Here is a 12,520-nt window from a genome sequence, read left to right as displayed (position 1 = left end):
CCTGTTGCGGCGCTCTCCCAGATCGCGCCGCGCGTTCTCCTAGCCGCCCGGCGGGCGGCCGCATGACTGACGCACCACCAGCCGGCACGGCAGTTTTCGAATGCCCGGCGCGGCGGGTTGGCCGCCGACGAGCGAAAGCAGTGTGAGGCCGGCCTCGCGGCCGAGCGCTGCCAGGTTCATGTCTACCGAGGTCAGCGGCGGGCGGGTTGCCTCGGCCACGATCTCCCAATTGTCGAAGCCGATGACGCCGACGTCGCCAGGCACGACTAAGCCGCGCTCGCGCAGCGCATCGATGACGCCGCGCGCGATCTGGTCGTTGCCGCAGAACACCGCATCGGGTTTCTCTCCCTTCTTGTTGAAGAGCGTTGGGCCGTCGAACAGCTTTCCGACGGCGTCATGCCCCCAGGCTTCCGACCACGAGCCCAGCAAGGGCTCGGTGACCGGCAGGCCGTGCGCGGCCAGCACATCGCGAAAAGCCTGTGCCCGCTCATTCACCACGGCAAAACTGGCGGGACCGCTGACATGGGCGATGCGCCGCCGCCCGAGCCGGCAAAGATGCTCCACCGCCAGCCGCGCCCCGCCGGCATCGTCGGAGACGAAGGCGACGGCATCGGGATCGGGCTGGCTGAAGGCGTAGATCACCGGCACGCCGAGATTGGCGAGGTCGACCGGCAGATGGCGGTCGATGCGCTTGCCGCTGGCGATGATGCCGTCGATGCGCTTGTCCAGCATCGCCTCGACATGCAGCTGCGCCAGCCGCGGATCGTCCTCGACATTGCACAGGAACACCGACACGCCGGCGTCGACCAGCGCATCCGAAATGCCCGACATGACCGGCAGCGAAAAGCGGCCATAGGTATCGTTGGTCAACAGGCCGACGGTAAAGGAGCGCCGCCGCAGCAGGCTCTGCGCCAGGCTGTTGGGGCGAAAGCCGAGCCGCTGCGCCGTCTCGCGAATGCGCTGCCGCGTCTCGGCCGTCATCCGCCCCTGCCCGTTCAGCGCCTTCGAGGCCGTGGCCACACTGACGCCAGCCATCGCCGCGACTTCACGCAGGGTGATGGGGGTCTTGGTGGGTGATGGTGGCGTGTCGGATGCCATGTTTCGGGTGTTGGTCCTCGGTTTGGGAAAAGGTTTTCTCTTGCTGGGTGTAGTGGGTCGAGGTGGATGGTCGGCGGACGCTAGAGGTTTGGGAAAAGGTTTTCTCAAAGAGAGACTAGGATGGGAATTTGGGGATGGCAAGGGGGTGGTGAGGCGCGACGCTATGGGAGCGGCCAACAGCAATACCCAAAGCAAGGACGACCTCAATGCTTTAGAAAATAACTCGGCTCGCCGGCAGCGTTGCTGGCCAAACTCTCAAAAGTTCGATCTAATAAGCTCGGACACAACGTTCGTATACCAACTTTCCGGCATTGGACGCCATATTTCATGAGCAAACCTAATGCGGCTCATTTCGCCACCCGTGACCTTCCCATATAGCTCTTCATACCCCTGGAACCCGACGGAAAATCTCAAAATGTGATCGCCAAGATAATAAAATTCGTCTTCGTCAATGCCACGGTGAGCGGCGTCATCTCGTAGGAGCCCAAATAGGAAGGCCCACTCGTCTTGGTCGTCTCCTTGTTCAGCACCGAGAGGAAGGGATAGGTCTGGTCGACCATTGAACTCAGCATGTACCCGCGCGTGGCATTCGCGGCACAAGGTGACACCGTTCCCAATATCGAAAGCGCCCTGTGGATAAAGTGTTTTTCGGATGACGTGGTGCGCCTGGATGCCTCTTGTCGAATCGCAACATAGACAACGGAAAGAATCCCGAGCCCTAATGTATCGGCTCCACAAACGAAGAATCCATTCGACGGATCGATCTCCGTCGATAGCTCTCACTAGAGCAACTTTCCGCTTCCTAACAACATCCAGCTCTTGTTCAGTCATCAACTTCGTCATGCCGCCTCCAATAACGTCGAGACATGGATATGCAACAGAGGCTATATCAGTAAGCTACTGCCTACGTTCGACAGGCGCCTGCCGACGGGAACGTATGACCGCGATAATCAACGTCATCATGAACGAGGTGAGAAATCGCGACGATCGCCGTTGAAATATTCTTGTTTTCGGGCGCCCCGGACCTGGCGCCCCTTGACAAAAGGTGACATAACTGACTCGCGTTAGCGAGGGGACTAGAGTGAAAAAAGCTGGGCTAGAAGGAGACGAAAATGCATCCATGCCCGGCAACCCAAAGACTTTCATAGACATATTTGCCGGGTGTGGCGGCCTAAGTCTCGGCCTCATGCAAGCGGGTTGGGCGGGCCTCTTTGCAATCGAGCACGACGCCAACGCGTTTCAAACGCTCCACGACAATCTGGCTGTGCGCGCAGCTCGCTTTCGATACCGGTGGCCCAGTTGGTTGCCTAAGGCAGCACTCGAAGTCGCAGACGTTCTTGGGAAATACCGCGATAACCTATTCGCCCTCCAGGGGGAGATAGACATGGTCGTGGGAGGGCCACCTTGCCAAGGCTTTTCAAGCGCAGGCCGTCGTGACCCAAGCGACCCCCGCAACAAGCTCGTCGAGGCATATCTCGACTTTGTCAACATTGTAAAACCACGCATGGTACTCATCGAAAATGTCAGGGGCATCACATCGGATTTCGTTGACGACGCGGCGCCCGGCGGAAGAGTAAACTATGCTACTTGGCTCATCGAAGCGCTTTCCGTCGACTATGCTGTGTCTTCAAAAATGCTGGACACATCCACATTTGGAGTGCCCCAGAAGCGGCACCGGTACTTTGTGCTTGGCGTTCGGCGCGACCTAATTGATACCAACGACCAAGACCCCTTTGCACTAATTGAACAGGCTCGACCTTCATTCGTCCGCATGAAGGGAATCCCTGCCCTTCCGGTTTCCGCGAAAGCGGCCATTTGCGATCTGGAGATCAGTCGTAACGGCAAATCCCCAAGCCGCGAGAGCCCCGGCTTCGAAGAAATTGGCTATATCGGTCCGCTAACTTCGTATCAGAGATTGATGAATGCAGGACATAAGGGATTGTTGGCAGATACCCGCCTCGCCCGACACAGTCCAGACATTGCTCTACGCTTCAAAAAAATCATCGAACTCTGTCACGCCGACGGTCGATTGAACATCTCACTCTCTTCAGAAATGCGTGCCAGCTTTGGCCTTCGGAAGCGAGCGATAAGGGTACTCGACCCAGACGGGCCGTCGCCCACAATTACGAGCATGCCTGATGACCTGATCCACTATAGCGAACCACGTGCACTAACGGTCCGTGAAAACGCCCGGCTTCAAAGCTTCCCGGATTGGTTCTCATTCAAAGGCAAGTATACCACCGGGGGGCACCGGCGCCGGAAGGAAGTGCCCCGATTTACGCAGGTTGCAAATGCCGTACCGCCGCTTGTGGCCGAGGCTCTTGGACTGGCGCTGGGCCGATTTCTTTCTAAGCTGGTTCTTTCGAAGCACAGCCCAGATTCACGGCTAGGAGCTCAAAATGTTCCTGATGCTCAAGAAGCGCTTGCCTGAGAGCCTTCATCGCCTCCCCTGTAAGCTCAACGCCTTTATTATCCACAAGCTTCCTAGAAAAGCCTTTCGTCTGGACTCTAACATGAGCAAGCTTGTTTCTATCAGGAATAACCCTATTAAGGTATGCCTTCATAGTTTCTATTTTCTCTTCGCTAACGCCGTTAAGTTTTGCCAAATTGGTCAGCAGACGCAACCGGTCGGCGCTCGTATAAATGTGGTACTGGTCTGCCAACCCCTCTAGATGCTTAATGGCCTCAACAAAAGCGGCAGATTTCTCAAAATCTATACGCTTCTGTTTCGTTCTTTTCTGAAGTGCAGATATGGTTTCTCCTTGCTTCGCTTCATCGCTACTTGCAAATAAAGTGACCAAGCAGTCGTTAATTAGGTGATCTATATCACTCGTTGCCCCCATCACGATTCCGCGAGAGTGGTCGATATCCAATACCTTCTTCACGAGTGCTCCGAAGACGCCCTCTACAGTGTTGGGAAGATCGTCTCTTGTCGAACAGAACACACCCTGCACTCGTCTCTTCTGAACCATCTCCAACAAATCTGAGGCCTGGGACGAATAAAAGACTATATCCTTGTATGAAAATAGCTGTCGGACCTCGACAAGACCATCATCACCCTTCTTACCCGCCCCAAGGTCGTAGTCCATGACAACGAGATCGATGTGGTCCCCATATATATCATCAGAAAGAAACGCTTTCGCCTCGTCGACCGAGGCAGCAAATGCGACTCCAAGTCGAAATCCTTCCCTTCGTACTAAAAGCTCTATTCTTTCCCGTTGTGACTGAACGCTACCTTGCTGGTCTTCGACCCAAAGCACATTAAAATCGAGCCTCATCTGGAAATCCTAATCAAGAACGAAGAGCCGCGCTTAGGATCATTTCTAGCCGCTTCGATCGTCCCCTTCATTTCACCCAACACGTGACGGACATGATAGAGCCCCAGTCCTGAACCGTCCGTCATCGTAAAGCCCTTTTCGAAAATCCTGTCGAGGTCATCAATCTGAGAGTGGAATCCACGTCCGTTGTCACTGATGCGCATGTAAACAGAATCCTTATCAGGATGCGTTATTTCGAAATCAATTCTGGTCGCATTCGCCTTTTTTGCGTTGGCTACGAGATTATCAACGACTATCGAAACATCGATGGGTTTAAACTTTTGCTTGGATCCCTTTCCGTCATTGACGACTCCTATAGTCATCGGGCCAAATAAGAAGTCGCTCGCTACGTCAGTGATATACTGTTCGACGTACTCAGCAAGGTTGGCTTCGATTTTTTCCGATTCCAGGCGAAAATTCGCCTTTGTCGCAAACTTAGAGATGCCCATTACCCGCCTGTTGAGCAAAGAAATCCTCTCCAGCGCGTCTATGATGTCTTTTGCGGCAACCGTTGTCTTTCCAGAAATCTTAACAAAGAAATTTTCGATCTGTTGCTGTATATCTACCGCATAGATCGTCACCTGATGGTGCAAATTGAGGATCGTTTCCGTATCCAGATTTGTAACGGACGCCAGAAAGAGATTTCGCTTCCTTTCCTCATCGAGTTGTCCCGAAATTCGGGTCGTAGCCGCCTCAGCAGCCGCCGCGCGAGCCTGCGCTTCCTCTTTAGCCTTCCTTTCCTCGTCCGCCTGACGGCGAGCCGTTTCCTCGGATCGGCGCAGTTCTTCAAACCGCTTCTCCGCCTCCTCGATATTCTGAAAAAGCGCGCTGTCTTTCGACTTCTCCGCAATTGCACGAAGACTAGCCAGCGAGTTCTCGAATTGAGCGGACCTCTCGTTTAGAATGCCTATAAGGCGCTTGCTGTATTCAAGAAGCTCAACGCCCTCATTGTCTACAAGTTTGGCCACCGCAGCTGCTACGCGGGCTCGACCTGGATCAGTGAGCAGGCGCGAGACATCGCCGGTGTTCTTGTCCTCCCTGTCCACAAAGGTTACAGGGACGACATAGCGCTCTAGCCGAATAAGACACTGTTCTCGAAAGCATCGGCGCAACTGCGCAACTGCCGGAGTCTGGATCAACCCTGTGTCTCGGCTCGATGACTCCTGGAAATCGGCGTCTGCCCCAGAAACATCGATTCGACCGATGACGTCGCGAGTCCCTAAAAAGCGAGCGTAGCCTTGCTGCTTTCGTCTATCCATCCCAAACCAATCGTCCCCCTCCTCGCCAATGGGAAATACACGAAATCCATTGCGAAAAAGGAAAACGGAACCGAATTGGACAGAGGGAACTCCCATCCGTCGCGCGAAAGTCATTTTTGCAGAGGCATTCAAAAAGAATACCTGGCATTGAAATTTAGAATTCGACAGTAACGGAAAGTCGTTCGGCTCACGGATACGATATATCAGCTCTCCACGATCGGTAAGAGTACTCTCTATATAATTTCCAGTCTCATCAATTCTAACTTCAATAAAAGTCGTTTTTTCCTGAAGAGTCGAAAAGATAAAATTTCCGACATCCCCATTGACTATGGTGTTTGGCGAAATCTCCTCATTTCGCCTTTCCGCCTGCATCTTTTCTGCTTGATCCCCCTTTAGCTCAGCCGGGGCATAAATAGTAATCCTGAACCCGTCCGTAGCCACTCCAAAAGGGTTGATCAGCTTCGCAAGAGCTGACTTCAATCGCAGAATCTTTTCGCGATCCCATTGTTGGCGCGTCTCCTGGATTGTTATGACTGTCCCATGGGTTAAATTCGGCACTCCGGCGGGTAGTTCAAACCCAGTCGACTGAGGAGCGTATTCGACGGGAATCGTGTCGAAGTGCTCCTGATGATCGTTGTCGAACAGGGTCCAGTTGACCGTGATTGAGTGCACTGGACCTGACGATTCCGCCTTGGGCCTTGTCTGAATCTGAATGATTGTTCCCAACCGGTCAGAAGAAAAACGGCCGATTCCCTTGCTACCGGCAAAATGCCGGCGATCGGCTATTTCATCCCGAAAATCGGAGGGTCTTCTCGCGTTGCGCTTGGACGAATAAGCAACAAAAAGCCACTTTGTCCGTATGTCCTCGTAGGACATCCCAATGCCATCGTCAGCGATGACGATCTGATTGATGCCGAAGAATAGATGAACCCGTCTCGCATTCGCGTCGAAGGAGTTTTTCACCAGTTCAAAGACAGCGACTTCGTTGTCAGTGATGAGTTCGCTTCCAAGGACGCTTTTCAGCCCGCTGCTGACGTCAAAATGGAGGTTTTCCATATTGCTGTAGCCATCCGAATTCGTGCTTCAAATCAACAAGTGGCTAGCGATGACCTCTCAGAATCATCGTGAGCCTCTTTTTCATATAGCATGCGGTTCCAATGCGTGCTTATCCGCTGGGAATCGCGCTCTCCCTGCTCAATTCGCAAACTCAAGACATGAAGGGCCTGAGAGGATGGCGGACACATTGAGCCCTAGCGAGCGCAGCGAAAGGATGCGCCGTATTGGAAGCAAGAATACCAAAATCGAGTGGGCCGTGAGGAGAATGCTGTTCGCTGCCGGTTACAGATATCGAATTCACCCAAAGGATCTGCCAGGCAAACCGGACATCATATTTCGAGGTAGGAAGTTAGCAATCTTTATTCACGGCTGTTTTTGGCATCAGCATCGTGCGTGCACAATTTCACACATTCCCAAGAGTAGATCTTCGTACTGGTGCGAAAAGCTCGAGCGGAACGTTCGGCGGGATGCTGAAGCGTACAAGGCGTTGAAAATGTTGGGGTGGCAAGTTTTAACAATATGGGAATGTGAAACGGCTGATCCCCAGGCACTCAAAGGTCGACTGTTCACAAAGCTGGGGCCGGTGAAATTTGAGCAATCGTAGGACCGGTGCAGTTTTCGTGCTTTTGAGTCCCCGACACCTTTTGTTTTGACAACTCGGTCGCCACTATGCTGGCGCAGTTTCAGCCAGGGCGACAAATCAAGGCGCCCACTAGCTGGTACATCGGCACACTGCGCCGTGTCCCCCCCATGCTCAGCATGGCTGCATCGCCGATGACAAAACAAGGGGGCTCCCCATAGGCGCCGGTCTTGACAACTGCCCGCCGTTTCGGCGCCAAAGAGCAAGTAGGGCCGCAGTTGCCCCCCAAGAGCCAACAACGGCCGGCCAAGCTCCCCGCCCAGGCACACTCAGAAACAAAATTCAACAGTTCGGAAAAACCGGCGAAAGATCGGATGGCATAAGCTTCCCAGTCAGGATTCCGCGTTCTTCCTTTTTGGAAACCCTCCACCAACAAAATCGCAGCGGCGGCGCAGCGCCTGCTCCAGCGGGGCATGAACAGCCGCGATGCCCAGGCAGAACCTGCCATTTACCAAGCTCAGCTTCATGACCCAAACAGGGGTCAGATGCGATGGCGGAGCGCCTCAATGATCACTGCCATTGCAGGCGAAAGCTGTCGCCTGCTCGGATAATAGAGGTGATAGCCGGCAAATGGCGGGCTCCAGTCGTCGAGCACGAGCCTGAGGCGTCCCTCGGCGATGTGGTGGCTGACGAGGTTTTCCGGGACATAGGCGATCCCGAAACCGCTTGTCGCAGCCTCGATCATGGGAATGGACGAATTGAAGGTGAGTTGGCCTTCCACCCGCACACGAAGGTCGCGGCCATCCCTGGCGAATTCCCAGGCATACAATCCGCCGAACGTCGCCTGCCGCATATTGATGCAGTCGTGATCGACCAGGTCCTGGGGCGCGGTCGGAACCGGATGGCGGGAAAAATAGTCCGGCGAAGCCACGGCCACGAGCCTCCAATCCGGCCCGATGCGCACTGCGATCATATTCCTGTCGATGCTCTCGCCGAGCCGCACGCCTGCGTCGAAGCGCTCCTCCACAATGTTCTTCATGCCGTTGTCGCTGTAGAGCTCGACGCGCACGTCGGGGTTGTCGCTGAGCAAGGGCTGGAGCTTCGGCCAGACGGTCGTCTGCAGCGCATGGTCGGACAGGGTGATGCGGACCGTTCCGGAGGGCTTGTCGCGAAAGGCCACGAGGCTTGCGAGGTCGGATTCGATTTCCTCGAACCGGGGAACAAGAGATTGGAATAGTCGCTCGCCGGCCTCGGTCGGAGAGACGCTCCGCGTCGTACGCGTCAGCAGGCGGACGCCAAGACGAGCTTCAAGCTCCTTGATTGTCGAACTCAGGGTCGACTGCGAGGTTCCGAGCTTTGCCGCCGCCCTGGTGAAACTGCGCTCCCGGGCGACCGCCACGAACCAGAGCAGATCCTTCATGCCATCGCGCTGCATAGGCACCTCCCATCGGACATTCATATCATGAGCAGATAAGTCCATGCGGATTGCTTAGTCTACTTAAATGGGTTCCCCTGCAATATCTTCTGGCAGCGACGGGAATTTGCGGCCGATCCGTCCGGTCGCTTTGCCAGGATGCCAATCATGGAAACCACGTACGACACAAGGCTTGTTGAAAACCGCGCCGCATGGGGCGCGGTGTTGTCGATGGCGCTGTGTGTTTTCGTGCTCATCGCGTCGGAATTCATGCCGGTCAGCCTGCTGTCGCCGCTAGCGGCCGATCTCGGCATCACCGAGGGCCGCGCGGGACAGGCGATCTCGATTTCGGGCGCTTTCGCCGTCGTGACCAGCCTGCTGGTCGCCGGCCTCACGCGCCACATCGACCGCCGACTGGTCGTGACCGGCTTCACCCTCCTCCTCATCGTGTCCGGTCTGGCTGTCACCTTCGCGCCGAACTACGCGTTGCTCATGGTCGGCCGGGCGCTGCTCGGCATCGCGATCGGCGGGTTCTGGTCGATGTCGACCGCGATCGTCATGCGCCTCGTGCCGCAAGACATGGTTCCGAAGGGTCTCGCCATGCTGAACGCCGGCAATGCCATTGCGGCCACCATCGCCGCGCCGCTGGGCAGTTTCCTTGGCGCCTATGTCGGCTGGCGCGGCGCTTTCTTCCTCGTCGTGCCGTTTGGCCTCCTGGCGCTGGCCTGGCAGTGGACAAGCCTGCCGGCCCTGCCGCCGCGCCGGCGGAAGCGTGCCGGCAATCCGCTGACGCTGCTCGGCCGTCTTCCCGTCGCTACCGGCATGGCGTCGATCATGATGCTGTTCATGGGCCAGTTCGCGCTCTTCACCTATCTGCGGCCCTTCCTCGAGAACGTCACGCGGCTCGACATCGCCGCCCTCTCGGCGGTCCTGCTGGCGATGGGGCTGGCCGGGGTGCTCGGCACATGGTGCGTCGGCCGGCTTTTGCGCACGCGTCTGTTCAGCATCCTCACCGTCATCCCGCTGGTCATGGCTGCGCTGGCCGCCGCGCTCATCGCGCTCGGTGCACTCCCGGGTCCCACAGCGCTGCTGCTCGTTGCCTGGGGCTTCTTCGGCATGGCCGCGCCGGTCGGTTGGGGCACGTGGCTCAGCCGAACATTGCCGAACGACGCGGAGGCCGGCGGCGGGTTGCAGGTAGCCGTCATCCAGCTCGCCATCACCGGCGGCGCCGCGATCGGCGGCACGCTGTTCGATACGGTCGGCTGGTGGGGACCGTTCACTCTGGGCGCGGTGCTGCTCTGCGGATCGGCGCTCGCCGCCCTTGCCGCAGCGTATATGGCCCGGAGGTCTTTGCCATGACGATCGAACGTGCGCCGCTCAGCCGCCGGACATTGCTCGGCGTGGCGCTCGCGGTGGCGGCCCTGCCTCGCACAGCCGCCGGCCAGGAAAGCCAATCTCCCGTCAGCCAGGAGCCCACCGACATGAAGATCAGGATGGTTTTCAACGGCCGCACCATGACCGCCACGCTCTACGACAATCCCTCGGCGCGCGACTTCTTCTCCATGCTGCCGCTCGACCTCGAGATCGAGGACTACGCCCACAACGAGAAGATCGCCTATCTGCCACGCAAGCTGACGCAGGAGGGAAGCGGTCCGTTCGCCGACGAGCAGCCCTATGACCTGTGCTATTTCATGCCCTGGGGCAACCTGGCCATGTTCTACGCCGACTACCGCCATCCCGGGCTGATCAGGCTTGGCCGCTTCGACGAGGGCGAGCAGGCCCTGCACGTTCGCGGCAAATTCCCGCTTCGCATCGAACGCATTTGAGATCGCAAAGGAGATCACCATGGACATTCTTCGCGCCGGCACCAGGCCTTCTGGCAAGGGACCACCTGACTGGTTCACCGGAACGGTGCGGATCGATCCGCTCTTCAATCCCTTCGACGCCGAGCGGGTTCAAGGCGCACAGGTGACCTTCGAGCCCGGCGCCCGCACCGCCTGGCACACGCATCCGCTCGGCCAGACGCTGATCGTCGTCTCCGGCCTCGGCCGAGTTCAGCGCCAGGGTGGCCCGGTCGAGGAAATCTGTCCGGGCGACGTCGTCTGGTTCGCGCCCGGCGAAAAGCACTGGCACGGCGCGTCGCCTCGGACCGCCATGACCCACATTGCCCTCCAGGAGGTCAAGGACGGCAAGGTCGTGGACTGGCTGGAACATGTCAGCGACGCCGACTACGGCGCCTGATCTCTCCTCGAAAGGAACCAACATGCTTGCAACCGTTCTTCACAAACCGGGCGACATACGCTGCGAGGAAATCGCCGATCCGAAAATCATGCGGCCGACGGACGCCATCATCAAACTGTCGGCAAGCTGCATCTGCGGCTCGGACCTGTGGCCCTATCGCGGGCTGCAGCCGGTCGCCGGGCCGATGCATATGGGCCACGAATATTGCGGCATCGTCGTCGAGGTCGGCGCAGAGGTGCGCACGGTCCGCCCCGGCCAGTTCGTCGTCGGGTCGTTCTGCCTCTCCGACAATACCTGCCCGCATTGCCGCTTCGGCTTCCAGTCGTCTTGCGTGCAGCGCGAGTTCATGTCGGGCGCGCAGGCGCCTTACGCCCGCGTGCCCCTGGCCGATGGCACACTGGTCGCCACCGCCGAGGTGCCGCCGGTCGACCTCATCCCTGACCTGCTGGCTGTGTCCGATGTGCTCGGCACCGGCTGGTACGCGGCCGACGCAGCCGAGGTCCGCGAAGGATCGACGGTGGTGGTGGTCGGCGACGGTGCGGTAGGCCTGATGGGCGTGCTTGCGGCCAAGGAGATGGGCGCCGAGCGCATCATCGCCATGAGCCGGCACGCCAGCCGCCAAAAACTCGCCCGCGAGTTCGGCGCGACCGACATCGTCGCTGAGCGCGGCGAGGAAGGCGTGGCCCGCATCAAGGAACTCACCAAGGGCGTCGGCGCGGACTCCGTGCTGGAATGCGTCGGCACGGGAGAATCCTTCGACCAGGCGCTGGCCTGCTCCCGCCCCGGCGGCACCATCGGCTATGTCGGCGTGCCGCACGGCGTGAACTTCGACGGCCAAAAACTATTCTTCGGCCAGAAACGCATGCTGGGCGGCCCGGCGCCGATGCGCCGTTTCCTGCCCGACCTGATGGACCGTGTGCTGCAAGGTCGGATCAAGCCCGGCAAGGTCTTCGACCTCAAGCTGTCGCTGGCCGAGGTCGCTGAAGGCTATCGCGCCATGGACGAGCGTCGCGCCATCAAGGTCATGCTTTCGGTGTGAGCAGCAATCGGGCGGACGGCCTGTGCGCACCAAAACTCAGAAAAGGAACAACATATGACGATGAGATTGAAGATTGCCGACCTTGCGCTTGCGCTTTCGGTCGCCACGCCGGCTTTCTCGCAAGAGTCCGCGATCATCGGCGCATGGCGCATGATTTCGCTCGAGGCCGGCGCCGAGGGAAACCTCAAGCCCGTGCCATATTCCGGCCAGGTCATCTTCACCGAGGCCGGCACCCTCTCGGTGCAGGCGCAGAACCCCGACCCCAAGGCGCCGGACACGCCTTACACGGCGAATGGCTACGAAGCCTATTACGGGCCGGTCGCCATCAACGACAAGGACAAGACCTTCGTCATCACGATCGAGTCCTCCCTGGTCCGCAACCTTGTCGGCAAGAGCATGAAACGCAAATTCGAGGTCTCGGACAACAAACTGGTCCTCACGCCTGACAACCCGGCCGAAGGCTGGCGCGTGACCTACGAACGCTACTGATCCGAACAGTTGGATTACCGATTGACC

12 protein-coding genes and 1 pseudogene are annotated in these 12,520 nt (G+C 57.9%); 7 read left to right on the top strand and 6 right to left on the bottom strand.

The annotated features are described in order from the left end of the window. Nucleotides 1–39: 39 nt before the first annotated feature. The 3 genes and pseudogenes from NKJ76_RS13250 to NKJ76_RS13240 form a co-directional block, all read right to left on the bottom strand. Nucleotides 40–1,098, bottom strand: coding sequence for a LacI family DNA-binding transcriptional regulator (locus tag NKJ76_RS13250; RefSeq protein WP_352537608.1), 1,059 nt, complete (start codon nt 1,096–1,098; stop codon nt 40–42). Between the two features lie 410 nt (nt 1,099–1,508). After that, the gene (locus NKJ76_RS13245; protein WP_352537666.1) at nt 1,509–1,670 is read right to left on the bottom strand and encodes a hypothetical protein; all 162 of its coding nucleotides are present in this window, start codon (nt 1,668–1,670) and stop codon (nt 1,509–1,511) included. Nucleotides 1,671–1,722: 52 nt separating this feature from the next. Further along, nucleotides 1,723–1,929, bottom strand: a pseudogene (locus NKJ76_RS13240) (hypothetical protein); the annotation flags it as partial. A 250-nt stretch (nt 1,930–2,179) separates the two neighbouring features. On the opposite strand from NKJ76_RS13240, the gene NKJ76_RS13235 reads away from it, so the two are divergent. Beyond that, entirely contained in the window at nt 2,180–3,529 is a 1,350-nt protein-coding gene (locus tag NKJ76_RS13235; RefSeq protein WP_352537607.1) for a DNA cytosine methyltransferase, read from the top strand. Here NKJ76_RS13235 and NKJ76_RS13230 read toward each other — a convergent pair. Continuing rightward, a complete protein-coding gene (locus NKJ76_RS13230) occupies nt 3,447–4,376 on the bottom strand; it encodes a response regulator (protein WP_352537606.1) in 930 nt (309 codons plus the stop codon). The two genes, NKJ76_RS13235 and NKJ76_RS13230, sit on opposite strands and share 83 nt — an antisense overlap. After that, the gene (locus tag NKJ76_RS13225) at nt 4,373–6,730 is read right to left on the bottom strand and encodes an ATP-binding protein (protein WP_352537605.1); all 2,358 of its coding nucleotides are present in this window, start codon (nt 6,728–6,730) and stop codon (nt 4,373–4,375) included. The genes NKJ76_RS13230 and NKJ76_RS13225 overlap by 4 nt, the downstream gene beginning before the upstream one ends. 49 nt (nt 6,731–6,779) lie before the next feature. Between NKJ76_RS13225 and NKJ76_RS13220 the strand changes: the two genes are divergently transcribed. Further along, nucleotides 6,780–7,334 carry a very short patch repair endonuclease gene (locus NKJ76_RS13220; protein ID WP_352537604.1) on the top strand — a complete coding sequence of 185 codons (555 nt, stop codon included), beginning with the start codon at nt 6,780–6,782 and terminating at the stop codon, nt 7,332–7,334. Nucleotides 7,335–7,851: 517 nt separating this feature from the next. On the opposite strand, the gene NKJ76_RS13215 is transcribed toward NKJ76_RS13220, so the two are convergent. Next, complete coding sequence (locus NKJ76_RS13215) at nt 7,852–8,745, bottom strand: LysR family transcriptional regulator (protein ID WP_352537603.1); 894 nt, start codon at nt 8,743–8,745, stop codon at nt 7,852–7,854. A 147-nt stretch (nt 8,746–8,892) separates the two neighbouring features. Here NKJ76_RS13215 and NKJ76_RS13210 point away from each other — a divergent pair, with 147 nt between their 5' ends. Genes NKJ76_RS13210 through NKJ76_RS13190 form a run of 5 tightly spaced genes read left to right on the top strand, consistent with a single transcriptional unit; the run spans nt 8,893 to nt 12,493 of the window. Next, nucleotides 8,893–10,083, top strand: coding sequence for an MFS transporter (locus NKJ76_RS13210; protein ID WP_352537602.1), 1,191 nt, complete (start codon nt 8,893–8,895; stop codon nt 10,081–10,083). After that, a complete protein-coding gene (locus NKJ76_RS13205; protein WP_352537601.1) occupies nt 10,080–10,550 on the top strand; it encodes a cyclophilin-like fold protein in 471 nt (156 codons plus the stop codon). The genes NKJ76_RS13210 and NKJ76_RS13205 overlap by 4 nt, the downstream gene beginning before the upstream one ends. 19 nt (nt 10,551–10,569) lie before the next feature. Then, the gene (locus NKJ76_RS13200; protein WP_352537600.1) at nt 10,570–10,965 is read left to right on the top strand and encodes a (R)-mandelonitrile lyase; all 396 of its coding nucleotides are present in this window, start codon (nt 10,570–10,572) and stop codon (nt 10,963–10,965) included. Nucleotides 10,966–10,987: 22 nt separating this feature from the next. Then, a complete protein-coding gene (locus NKJ76_RS13195) occupies nt 10,988–12,004 on the top strand; it encodes a zinc-dependent alcohol dehydrogenase family protein (RefSeq protein WP_352537599.1) in 1,017 nt (338 codons plus the stop codon). A 54-nt stretch (nt 12,005–12,058) separates the two neighbouring features. Next, the gene (locus NKJ76_RS13190) at nt 12,059–12,493 is read left to right on the top strand and encodes a lipocalin-like domain-containing protein (RefSeq protein ID WP_352537598.1); all 435 of its coding nucleotides are present in this window, start codon (nt 12,059–12,061) and stop codon (nt 12,491–12,493) included. Nucleotides 12,494–12,520 lie beyond the last annotated feature (27 nt).

The organism is Mesorhizobium sp. M0029 (assembly GCF_040323735.1).
Classification (GTDB): Bacteria; Pseudomonadota; Alphaproteobacteria; order Rhizobiales; family Rhizobiaceae; genus Mesorhizobium.
The sequence above is the reverse complement of the archived record's forward strand: the minus strand, read 5'-3'. Positions and strand labels throughout refer to the sequence as shown.

Coding starts and splice junctions, on each gene's coding strand:
- NKJ76_RS13250 (WP_352537608.1), bottom strand. CDS start 1,098: ATGGCATCCGACACGCCACCATCACCCACCAAGACCCCCATCACCCTG.
- NKJ76_RS13245 (WP_352537666.1), bottom strand. CDS start 1,670: ATGCTGAGTTCAATGGTCGACCAGACCTATCCCTTCCTCTCGGTGCTG.
- NKJ76_RS13230 (WP_352537606.1), bottom strand. CDS start 4,376: ATGAGGCTCGATTTTAATGTGCTTTGGGTCGAAGACCAGCAAGGTAGC.
- NKJ76_RS13225 (WP_352537605.1), bottom strand. CDS start 6,730: ATGGAAAACCTCCATTTTGACGTCAGCAGCGGGCTGAAAAGCGTCCTT.
- NKJ76_RS13220 (WP_352537604.1), top strand. CDS start 6,780: ATGACCTCTCAGAATCATCGTGAGCCTCTTTTTCATATAGCATGCGGT.
- NKJ76_RS13215 (WP_352537603.1), bottom strand. CDS start 8,745: ATGCAGCGCGATGGCATGAAGGATCTGCTCTGGTTCGTGGCGGTCGCC.
- NKJ76_RS13210 (WP_352537602.1), top strand. CDS start 8,893: ATGGAAACCACGTACGACACAAGGCTTGTTGAAAACCGCGCCGCATGG.
- NKJ76_RS13205 (WP_352537601.1), top strand. CDS start 10,080: ATGACGATCGAACGTGCGCCGCTCAGCCGCCGGACATTGCTCGGCGTG.
- NKJ76_RS13200 (WP_352537600.1), top strand. CDS start 10,570: ATGGACATTCTTCGCGCCGGCACCAGGCCTTCTGGCAAGGGACCACCT.
- NKJ76_RS13195 (WP_352537599.1), top strand. CDS start 10,988: ATGCTTGCAACCGTTCTTCACAAACCGGGCGACATACGCTGCGAGGAA.
- NKJ76_RS13190 (WP_352537598.1), top strand. CDS start 12,059: ATGACGATGAGATTGAAGATTGCCGACCTTGCGCTTGCGCTTTCGGTC.